The sequence below is a fragment of the Vicinamibacteria bacterium genome, from assembly GCA_035570235.1.
In the GTDB taxonomy this organism is placed as follows: Bacteria; Acidobacteriota; Vicinamibacteria; order Fen-336; family Fen-336; genus DATMML01.
Window position 1 is genome coordinate 30,819 of the sequence record DATMML010000022.1, and the last position, 10,525, is coordinate 41,343.

Genomic DNA, 10,525 nt, shown 5'->3' on the forward strand with positions numbered 1-10,525 from the left:
AACGTCGGGTCGCTTGAGCTGGGATCCAGAGTGTACCGTAGCGTGTTGCTACCGGCCACCGCGGCTCTCCTCAAGCGATCGGTGTCATCGGTCATGGTAGGCTACGCGCTCCGGTGGCCCAAGAAGCGCGATCAGACAGAGAAGAAACCCGTCAAGATCATCCCCGAGCCGAGGGAAGCTCCGAATCGGATGAAGGGAGCCCTAGATACTACGCCGTGAGGGAGGGGCGCCCTCGGTGTGGCTGATCCTCATCCTCCTGGCTCGCTTCCTGGACTTCGCCGTCCCTCTGGTTCCGGGCACTTGGTGGGAGTACCGGGAGTCCTATACTGAACACATAGGGAGCCTCGACTCGACCAGCGACGATACCACCCGTTTCGAAGTCCGTGGAAGCAGCGTACGTCCGTACATTCGACAGAATGGTGGCGCTGATCCCACGTCGGGGCCCGTGGAGTCTGGGCCGGGTTGGATTCGTCTCACGCCTTGGACGGGCGAGGACGCGCTGCCCGTTCCTCTCGAGCTGGGCCGCTCGGGACCGCCGTCCGGAGCAGGAGCGGCCTGGACGGTGGAGGAGGTAGAGGAGGTGACGGTTCCCGCGGGCACGTTCCCAGCCCTGCGCTGCGCGCTGCGCACCCGGCACAATGCATCGGTCCTGTGGATCGCGCCGGGGGTGGGGGTGGTGAGGGAGACCCAGGGTACGCCCGGCCAGCGGCCCGAAATCGAGCGCGTCCTGCTTCGCTGGGGAGCACCGTCGGCGGCCCCGTCTTCGTCCCTGCCCGGCGACCGGCCTTAGATCAGAACCGCTTGAGGAGGTCCTCGCGCTTCTCCGCCGCCAGCGAGGTCAGGAGAACCTTGAGGCTGTCCAGAGACTCGGTGGTGAGGGTCTGGAAATCCTGACGGATGGCCTGAATCTGGTCCCACTCCCGGTCCGCTTCGGGCTCCTTCCTCACGATCCGCTGGGTGGACTCCATGAGGAAGCGGGCCCCGAGGGCGAAGCTGCGGCCCAGGATGTAGACCCGCAAGCGGTACCGTTCCGCGGTGGAAACCAAGAACTGGTGAAGGAGTCCGTTCAGGTAAGCAAGGCTCACGATCTGGGCCAGTTTGAAGTCGCGGGGGCGAAGGGGGTTGACGGGGGCCATAGCCGAGACCATGCGGGAGAAGGTGGCCATGGCAGCGAGGAGCTTCAGCATGTTGGGGGCGAACTTCTCGATCACTCGGTAGCCCACGTCTATGAGGTGGATGGCCTCGTCCACCGACCCCAGCTCGCGGACGGAGAAGGCCTCGTCGTAGGTCAGCTCGGCCAGGGCCATCTCAGAGTGCACGCGGCCCTCGATGCTCTTGTAGAGTTTCTCGCCCCGCGGCGTGAGAAGCAGTTCCCAATCTCGCCGGACGGCCCGCTCGTTGCGCAGCCCGAACAGGAAGAGGACGACCAGGCACCCTAGCGCCGAGAGACCGATCATCCAGAATACGCCCACGCCTTGTCCTTCCTAGCCCGGCAGTCGCTGCAGGGCCCGGACCCTTTCCGGGGCCTGGATGGGGGCGGCAGCGGGCAGCCAAGCCGCGCGCGCCCAGTAAGCCATGAGAGCAATATAGGCGCCCACGTCCGCGTAGTTCACGAGGGTCCGAAGGTCCCAGCCATAACTGTCCAGAACGTTGAGACCGGTAGTGAAGACGAGTAAGTAAGGTACGAACCCGATTAAGATGGCTTTGTGGAAGGGATCTACGGGAAGCCGGTACCAGAGGATCGTGGCCGCGATGGCGGCGAAGAGCCAGATGGTCCCGTTCACCAAGCGCGGCTGGATGCGTCCCGCGATCAGCTCGAACGTAGGGGGAGCGGAGGCCGTGCTCTGGCTGCCGTCCCCGGTCACGGCCAACACCGTCACAAACGTTACGGCCAAGAGTAGAAGCACCACGCCCCTCGCCGTGGACCGCGCTCCTGGGAACGCGCGGAAGGTCCGGAAGGACAACTCGAGAGCCACCCCGAAGCGGAGGGCGGCGACGAAGACTTCCTTCAGGACCCAGGCCATCCGGGTGTAAAACCACGCTGGCCCGAAGATCACCAGGAGGTCGAACGTCAGCACCGCCCCCAGGTACAGCACGAACGTGGGGCAGATGCGGTAGCGCCGCCGAATGACAATCCCGACCACGGCCGCCAGGATCAGCAAATCCCCGGCGAGCGCGACGGCGATCTCGATCAGGCTCATGTGACCCATCGACGCCTCGCCGCCGGCGTCCCGCAGCCAAGGAGCCGACTACGGGAGCGTATCCCCTCCCCCCCGTTAGGGGGAAACCCGCACTTTCGTCGCGGCGGTCCCTAGTGTAATCCCTAAAGCCGGGAGAAGCACCCGGAAACCCAGGTGTCCTCTTTCCGGAAAGCCAAATCACCGCGGGGGGATCCCGGTCATTCCATCCAAGGCGTGATAGGCCGCGTTCGGCGGGATGCCCGTCATGCCATCATTGGCCTTGGGGGGGATCCCGGTCATGCCGTCATTGGCCCGCAGCGTACCGCTCACGCCTCCGCCGAACCCCACGCCCCCTAAGTCACCGTCAAACCTGAACAAAGACACCATCATGAAGATCCAGAGCATTTTCGCCTCCCTTGTTAGTGTGTACTGCGGTGGTCAGTATACACTTCTTGTCAATTGTGATATACGTAACATGTACCGTTGTCGCGAAGACCGGTTCTGGAGGGTCCAACTTCTTGACGTGGCTGCTAGGAAACGGTTAATATTGGGTTCCCAATTGGAGGTGAGCCTGTGAAACGTCGCGTGGACCTCATTGATCAGTTCGCCGACCTTGTGGTCGGCGCAGACGATCCACGACGTCTGGCGGAGCGGACGTTGGAAGTCGTCATGTCGCTGAACAACGGCCGTAGCGGGGCTGTCTTTTCGTGCTCCGACGACCGGGTCGCGCTCTTCGCCTCCCGCGGGATCGATCAAGCGGTGCTCGATGCGGTTGAGACCGTCTGGAGCCGCAGCCGCGATTCCCTGCGGAAGGGGGAGACGTTCTACGTTCCGGACCGTACGGTCGAGCGGAGGCTACCGCCAGAGAATGGGGATCAATCGGGCGCGGCCAGCTTCGCGGTGGTGCCGGTCTTCGAGGCGGAGACCCTGGTGGCGTTGCTCTACGTGGACAGCCATGACCCCCACTTTTGTGCGTCCCACGACCTCGAGCGGCTCACCAAGTTCTCGCGGATCGTGGCCAAGGCGGTGACGGACAACGTGCCCGTCCGGGACCGCGCGCGGGCTCAGGCCGACGCTTGGGAGACGTACCTCGAACGGACGCCGGTGGAAGACATGGAGCGCGAGAAGCTGTTGCTGCTTCTCAACCGCAACGAGTGGAACATCGCCCGCGTGGCGCGCCTCATGGGCGTGACACGACGCACGATCTACTTGCGGCTGCAGCGATACAACATCCCGCGCGAGCGGGTGCCTAAGACCCGGCTGCGTCCCGCCACCATCTGAGTCGATCCCTCCGGGGGGCCTCACGCTCCCTCCAACCCCCGGAGGGCGTAGAATCCCGGCTGCATGACAGTACGGGTCCGCTTTGCTCCCAGCCCCACCGGTTATCTCCATGTCGGGGGAGCTCGCACCGCTCTCTTCAACTGGCTCTGGGCCCGTAAGAACCAGGGCACCTTCATCCTTCGCATTGAGGACACCGACCGCGAGCGGTCCACCGATGCGAACACCCGCAGCATCCTGGAAGGGCTCGACTGGCTGGGCCTGCACTGGGACGAGGGGCCTTACCTTCAGAGCGAGGGCATCGAGCGGCACCGGGCGATCGCCCGTCGGCTACTGGAGGAAGGCAAGGCCTACCGGTCGTTCGCGACCCCCGAAGCGCTAGAGGCCCAGCGCAAGCTGGCCACCGCTGAGGGCCGGCCCTGGCTGCGCGATCACGAGAGTCGCGGTCTCTCGGAGGAGGCATCGGCGGGCCGGGCCGGCGCCGGAGAACCGTTTGCGATCCGCTTTCGGGTCCCTGATGACGACGGGCTCACACGCTTCGAAGACAAAGTCTATGGCACCCAGGAACGCCGCCACCGGGACATCGAGGATTTCGCGCTCCTGCGCCCCGACGCCACGCCTCTTTACAACCACGTGGTCGTCTGCGACGACGTGGAAATGCGGATCACCGACGTCATTCGAGGCCAGGACCACCTCTCCAATACCCACAAGCAGATCCTGCTCTACGAGGCCCTGGGGGTCAGACCGCCGCGCTTCGCTCACCTGCCCCTGATCAACGCCCCCGACCGCACCAAGCTATCCAAGCGGCGCCACGGCCCCGTGGTTTCGCTCACCACCTACCGCGACCGCGGCTTCTTGCCCGAGGCCTTTCGTAACTTCCTCGCCCTCCTGGGCTGGTCGGGGGGGGATGACCGCGAGATCTACACTACGGAAGAGCTCATCCAGGCTTTCAGCCTGGAAGGAATCGGCCGCTCCAACGCCATCCTCACCTTCTCGGAAACGGATCCCCGGCAGTGGACCGACCGCAAGGCCCTCTTCCTGAACCAGCAATACCTCTCGCGCATGCCCCTTCCCGACCTTCTCCCCCGGGTGGAGGCCGTGCTCAAGCAGGCGGGCCTCTGGCAGGAGAAGTGGGGAGCGGATCGCCCCGAGCGCGCATGGTTGGAGAAGACGGTGGATCTCATCCGACCACGCTACGTCACCCTTCTCGATTTCGGGGAGGCGGGCCGCGCCTACTTCGACGACACATTCGACCGCGATCCGGAAGCGGTGGAGAAGAACCTTAAGAAAGAGCCGCGCCTCTCCGAGTGGCTGCCCGAGCTCGCCCGCCGCTTCGAGAGCCTCGATCCCTTCGATGCCGCTTCCTCGGAGACCGCGTTGCGGGCCTATGCGGAGGAGCTTGGGATCAAGGCGGGCGTTCTCATCAACGCTGTCCGTACCGCGGTCACGGGCCGTTCGGTCGGTCCCTCGCTGTTCCCCGCGCTCGAATGCATCAGTCGTGGGCGTGTGGTGGCGCGGCTGCGTGACGCCGCCCAGCGCCTTTAGCGGCGCGGAACCACGAACGGGCGGTCCAGGCGAACGATGAGGATGGTGCCCGCTGGCAGCTCCACCTCGTCTCCTCGGGTGCCGACCACGGCCCCCGTCCCCCCGATCAAGATTCCGGCGATGGCGCCTTTGTTCCCGCCCAAGATCCCGCCCAGGACGCCACCCAGCAACGCGCCGATCCCCGCCTTGCTCGCGGTCTCCCCCGTCCCTTCGCCGTCATTGAGGGAAACCACTCGGGCTCGGATGTCCAGCCGATCACGATCCAGATAGAGGGTGTCGAAGTCCAGGTCCAGCTTTCCGCCTTTCGAAGGGCGCTGGGCGGGCTCCACGTCCCGCACGATGCCCCTGATCCGGGCGCCCGCAGGGATGACAAGCACGCCTTCGCTGCGGACGGGGCGGAACACGGAGGCCTCAAAGCGGTCCTCCCGTCGTGCCGTACGCGAGGAGAGGGGCTCGTCCAGGCGCACCCTGAACTGCGTTCCTTCCGGGATCTGCACCTCCCGCCGGTTGTCTGCCCCGAACGCCCGCTCCAGGTCGTCCCGGAGCTGACGAATGGACCGCCGCAGCTCCTCGACCTCGTCCATGCCAACGCCCGTTCCCTCCTGGCCGCTGCGCTCCTGGCGACGCATCTTTACCTTAAGGGCAATGGTGTCTTCGCGGATCTCCTCCGCCCGTTGCCGGAAGGCCTCGGCCCGCGAGTCGCCCGGCTCGAGGGCCCGGAGATCCTCGTCGAGGTTGCGGAGGTCGTCCTGAAGGCGCTGCAGGTCGCGCGGTCGTGCCTCCTCCCGGCTTTGGGCGGCGGCGGAGAAGGGAAGGGCGAGCGCAGCCAGGGCCAGCACGGTCAGTGGTCTCATGTTTCCTCCTCGTCCCAAGGAGCAGCATATCCTGGGAAGACCCCAGCCCACCATTTCTTGTCGGCCGGCCTTTAAGACGGATTATTGGTTCTGCCCGCTCGTCCTTGACACCCCCCGGCTTTCATCCCTATATTGATGAGTGGCGCTATCGTCTAGGGGTTAGGACGGATGGTTCTCAGCCATCAAACCAGGGTTCGATTCCCTGTAGCGCTACCAACCTAGATTCAATCACTTACATCTTTCGGCGGCCCGCGGCTTCCCGATCCTGTTCTTTACAGGCCTCGCCCACAATCCCTCGCAGGAAGCGCGTCGTTGTAGTCACCGTCCCCCGAACCCCTGAAGCTGACCGCAGGCGATGCAGGAGCTGAACGTGAGGCCGCAGCGTAGGCCTGGTTTCGACAGACACTTGCGGGGAGTGACGAAGGACACTTCGTTTCGGTTGAGCGGAACCGCCTTGCCTTACCGGCCGTCTTTCTTTGCAAGGGGATCTCGTGTACGTCGAGCAACGCCTGACCATCTGCGAGGCATGTTGCCGCGTTCTCGCTCTTCAATATCACTGGGCTGCTCCTCGCGTCCCATCAAGCCGAGAGCGCATTTTCCTAAGACCGTTCGCCTGCCCTGCGTGTGGCACTTCAATCCATTCTTCACTCTGATGTATGCGTATGCGTTCGTGCTGAAGGCAGTCCCGGGGCCCGACCCTGAAGCCCGCGCTCATCAAAGCAGCGTGAGACGCGTCTATGCGGCGACTGGCGGCGGCAGGACGAAGGATGGCATTCGGGCAGAACCGTCGATCGACTTACCTCGGGGTCTCGTGCGGCATCTCGAGCAGCTGTGGGTCTTCGTTCTTTGGCAGCTCACTCGGTTTTTCGGGCAGTAGGGGAGGCTGAATCAACAAGGAGGCCGTGGACAGAACCCGCGCGGGCTAGAATTGACGCGGGCTTTGCAGCGTGTTCCGGTGTCTGATTGGGGCTTCGCAACAGTGAGCAGCTGTGAGCAGTCAGAACTCTTTGTGAAGCAAGAAGCTCGCTGGCAATGCTAGAGTTACGGCCAAATTCTATGCCGCGGGAGCCGGGCGTGCCCAAGAGCCCTGCCGGCCAATACGGCCTCCTGGCCCTGCTCCTTGTTACCGCACTCGCTTATCAGACGCGAGTGACGGCATACCAATATCCCCACTGGTTCGGTGGTCCGGATAGAGCCGCGAGCCCCTTCTACGTAGCAACAGACGCAAATGGAGTGGTGATCAGACTATTGACACCTGAAGCCCTGGCCGCAGGTGCTCGCGATGGCGACGAACTAATGGCCGTCCAGGGTCGACGCGTAGAGGGGATTGCGGTCTTTGGCGAAGCGCTCGCTAAAGCCCGCCCCGGTGATGTCCTGCAGATAGAGCTCCGCTCCCGGGAGGGGGGAAAACCACAGCCAGAGCGCGCGGTGCACGTCACACTGCGAGCCCACGAATGGGGCGATGCCTTAAGCCTGATTTTCTTCGTGATGATGCCCTTTTTCTGTCTGCTGCTTGGATTCTGGGTGGCCGCGGTAAGGCCCCGGGATCCCTTGGCGTGGCTGCTCTTGGCGCTCATGCTGAGTTTCACCGCGTTCCCCTATCCGGGGGTCGAGACTTGGGGGGCGGTCTGGCGCGATCTGGGACAGGTGTACCAGAGGGGCCTCAACTCGACGTGGGCTTTGGGAATGATGCTGTTTGGCATCTATTTCCCAGCGCCGTTTGCTCCGGACCAACGCCGGCGTTGGTGGGACTGGTGCAAGTGGTTGATCGGTGTGCCCCTAGCCGTCCTGGCGGTGCCGAGCATGATCGAGGCTGTGGGTGAACTGGAAAACCTGGCTGCGGTCATGCCCCTTGAACGCCTGGATATCTATTCCAACACTGTGGTCTCCCTCCTCTCCTATGCCGCGGTGGCGGTGTTCTTTGCCTCGCTCGGAGCCAAGATGGGCCGGGCCGGATCGAAGGACGCTAAGAGGCGCCTCCGGCTCCTCTTCTGGGGCGCCAATGTCAGCTTGAGTCCCATCTTTGTCCTCACGATCATCGCTCACTACAAGCACGTGCTTCTCGAGGCTGCTGTCCCAAAATGGGTGAGCGCTCCCGCCTCTCTGCTCCTTTTTCTTTTCCCGGTCACCCTCGCCTACGTCATCGTCGTGCATCGGGCGATGGATGTCCGGGTGGTCATCCGGCAGGGACTGCAGTATGCCGTGGCCAAGGGTGGCATCCGTCTGTTGCGCTTGGCGGTCGGCTTCGCGCTCGGGGCCGCCGTTCTGGGGGCCCTCAGGGGCGTGGACCGGGGCGGGCTGACCTTTTATGCCATCATCGCGGCCGGGGTTGGGGTCTGGTTCGGGCTGCGGAGTGGTCTCGAGTGGCTACACGCCTGGACGGACCGCCGTTTCTTCCGCGACGCATACCAGGCCGAGAAAATCCTGAGCGAACTGAGTGACAGCGTGCGCTCGATCGGCGAAACCAAGTCCTTGCTCATGACGGTCGCCGAGCGCATCGCGGAGTCCATGCACGTGCCCCGCATCGCGGTCTTGATAGATGGTAGCGGTCCCTATCGCCCCGCCTACGCGCTCGGTTACCCCGAGATCCCAGACGTGACCTTCCCCCCAAACGCGGTCACGGTTCGTCAGCTCGGGTGCGAGGGCAACCCCCTGCGCGTGTATCTTGACAATCCGAACTCGTGGGTAAACCGTTCGCCCGAGCTGACCCCGGAGGAACGCGCCCAGCTCGAGCTGCTCGAAAGCGAGCTCTTGTTGCCCCTAACCTTGAAGGACAAGCTCCTCGGGTTCGTGAGCCTCAGTCAAAAGCGATCCGAGGAGCCCTATTCCGGCGGCGACCTGCGGCTCCTTAAGTCGGTGGCGACCCAGACCGGTCTTGCCCTCGAAAACTCACGCCTCACCGCGACCATAGCGGAAAGCGTCGCCCGGCGCGAGAAGCTGAACCGCGAGCTGGAAATCGCGCGTGAGGTTCAGGAGCGCTTGTTCCCCCAGAGGCTGCCCGCAGTCGCGGGGCTTGATTACTTTGGCAAGTGCCGCCCCGCGCTCGGCGTGGGCGGGGACTACTACGACTTCCTGGCCCTACCCGGGGGAAAGCTAGGCATTGCGATCGGCGATGTCTCCGGCAAGGGAATTGCGGCCGCTCTCATGATGGCTAGCCTTGAAGCGTCGCTCCGGGCCGAGGCCATGCGCGGCACCGATGATCTGTGCACCCTCATTCAGAGCGTGAATCGCCTGGTGTTCGATGCGACGGCGGAGAACCGTTACGCGACGTTTTTCTACGCCCAGTACGACCCTTCTTCTCGCCGCTTGACCTACGTGAACGCCGGGCACAACCCCCCCATGCTCTTTCGGCGAACGGGCGGAGCCGGCATGCCATCGCGATTGGAGGCGACGGGCACCGTCGTGGGACTGCTTGCCGACCCCGCCTTCCATCAAGCTTCCCTCACCCTTCAGCCCGGGGACGTCTTTCTCGCCTACACGGACGGGGTGAGTGAGGCAATGAACTCCGCGGATGAGGAGTGGGGCGAAGGCGGGATGATAGCGACGATGGGAAGCGCGGATGGCTTATGCGCGGCCGAGACCGTGGAGCGCATCATCGGTGCCGCGGATTCGTTCGCGGCGGGTGCTGAGCAACACGACGACATGACCTTGGTGGTATTGAGGGTTCTGATTGAATCCGCCGTAGCCGGTCAACACGCTGAAGGACTAACGGTAACCCCCAGGACCTAGGCGTCCCATTCCGTGCCGAACGAGCGGCCAACCAGCTCTGGGTTGGTTGGGCCCGTGGGAGCTCGAATCTCGAGCGCCTATCGGACCTTAGCCACGACCATCGTCATGTCGTCGTGCTGCTGCATGCCGTGCGCGAACTCGTCCACCGCTTGGATCACAGCCCCGACGATTCCCTCCGCCGGTCGTTCCGACGCCGCCCACAGAGCCTGCTCCAGGCGTTCCTCACCGAACTCCTCACCCTCCGGGCTGAAGGCCTCGGTGATTCCATCTGTGTAGGCGACCAGCAAATCGCCCGGGTTGAGGTGGATCCGGCACTCCTCGTAGGTGGTCCGTTGCAACGCGCCGATCACGAGGCCCCCCGTGCTGAGGCGTAGAGCCGTCACCAGCTCCGGGGCGACGGCTACTCCTCCCTCGTTCGCGGAGCCGGGCCAGCTCGCTTGCTTCGCCAACGAGCCCGCGCCGGGCCCGTCGCCCCCCCGGCTGCCCCGGAACAAGAGGGGCGGGTTGTGGCCGGCATTGACGTAGGTGAGCTGGCCGGTGTGCTCGGCAAACTCGGCATAAAAGAAGCTGGCGAAGCGATTGCGCTCGGCGGAGCGATAGAGCAGCCCGTTCATGGCCGCCACGAGTTGCCCGGGGGCGACGCTGCCCGCCTGGCTGCGAAGGGAAGCCTGCACCACCGACATGAGCAGGGCGGCCGAGATCCCCTTACCCGCCACGTCCGCGACCGCGATTCCGAGCCGTCCTTCCCCCAGCCGCAGGAAGTCGTAGTAGTCACCCCCCACCGCCTGCGCGGGGCGACACACGCCCGCCAGTTCCAGGTGCGGGGACTCGGGCGGGCGGTCCGGGAACAACCGCCGCTGTACGTCCGACGCCATGGCGATCTCCCGCCGCAGGAACTCCTCCTCTGCCCGACGGTGCACGAGCTGGCTGTTCTCGATC

The 10,525-nt window shown here is 64.4% G+C and carries 10 protein-coding genes and 1 tRNA gene; 5 read left to right on the forward strand and 6 right to left on the reverse strand.

Translation table 11 applies throughout. From position 1 onward, the window contains the following. The first annotated feature begins 235 nt into the window (after positions 1-235). Positions 236-790 carry a hypothetical protein gene (locus VN461_03915; protein ID HXB53905.1) on the forward strand — a complete coding sequence of 185 codons (555 nt, stop codon included), beginning with the start codon at positions 236-238 and terminating at the stop codon, positions 788-790. 1 nt (position 791) lies between these two features. Here the strand turns inward: VN461_03915 and VN461_03920 are convergent, their stop codons facing one another. The 3 genes from VN461_03920 to VN461_03930 all read right to left on the reverse strand — a co-directional run bounded on the left by VN461_03920 (position 792) and on the right by VN461_03930 (position 2,585). Further along, positions 792-1,472, reverse strand: coding sequence for a hypothetical protein (locus VN461_03920; GenBank protein ID HXB53906.1), 681 nt, complete (start codon positions 1,470-1,472; stop codon positions 792-794). Between the two features lie 12 nt (positions 1,473-1,484). Then, on the reverse strand, positions 1,485-2,201 hold the full coding sequence (locus tag VN461_03925) for a hypothetical protein (protein ID HXB53907.1): 717 nt from the start codon (positions 2,199-2,201) through the stop codon (positions 1,485-1,487). Between the two features lie 177 nt (positions 2,202-2,378). Further along, positions 2,379-2,585, reverse strand: coding sequence for a hypothetical protein (locus VN461_03930; protein HXB53908.1), 207 nt, complete (start codon positions 2,583-2,585; stop codon positions 2,379-2,381). 168 nt (positions 2,586-2,753) lie between these two features. Between VN461_03930 and VN461_03935 the strand changes: the two genes are divergently transcribed. Further along, a complete protein-coding gene (locus VN461_03935) occupies positions 2,754-3,461 on the forward strand; it encodes a helix-turn-helix domain-containing protein (protein HXB53909.1) in 708 nt (235 codons plus the stop codon). Between the two features lie 63 nt (positions 3,462-3,524). After that, positions 3,525-5,003, forward strand: a complete 1,479-nt coding sequence (gene gltX / locus VN461_03940) for a glutamate--tRNA ligase (protein HXB53910.1) — start codon at positions 3,525-3,527, stop codon at positions 5,001-5,003. Here the strand turns inward: gltX and VN461_03945 are convergent. After that, positions 5,000-5,857 (reverse strand): hypothetical protein, encoded by an 858-nt coding sequence (locus VN461_03945; GenBank protein HXB53911.1) that lies wholly within the window; start codon positions 5,855-5,857, stop codon positions 5,000-5,002. The genes gltX and VN461_03945 overlap by 4 nt on opposite strands. Positions 5,858-5,998: 141 nt before the next feature. Between VN461_03945 and VN461_03950 the strand changes: the two genes are divergently transcribed. Then, a tRNA-Glu gene (locus VN461_03950) sits at positions 5,999-6,073 on the forward strand. Between the two features lie 1,077 nt (positions 6,074-7,150). On the opposite strand, the gene VN461_03955 is transcribed toward VN461_03950, so the two are convergent. After that, positions 7,151-7,309, reverse strand: coding sequence for a hypothetical protein (locus VN461_03955; GenBank protein HXB53912.1), 159 nt, complete (start codon positions 7,307-7,309; stop codon positions 7,151-7,153). Positions 7,310-7,345: 36 nt separating this feature from the next. Here VN461_03955 and VN461_03960 point away from each other — a divergent pair, with 36 nt between their 5' ends. Then, positions 7,346-9,586, forward strand: coding sequence for a PP2C family protein-serine/threonine phosphatase (locus VN461_03960; protein ID HXB53913.1), 2,241 nt, complete (start codon positions 7,346-7,348; stop codon positions 9,584-9,586). A gap of 77 nt (positions 9,587-9,663) precedes the next feature. Here the strand turns inward: VN461_03960 and VN461_03965 are convergent. Beyond that, a partial coding sequence (locus tag VN461_03965) for a PP2C family protein-serine/threonine phosphatase (GenBank protein HXB53914.1) occupies positions 9,664-10,525 on the reverse strand: 862 nt, incomplete at its 5' end.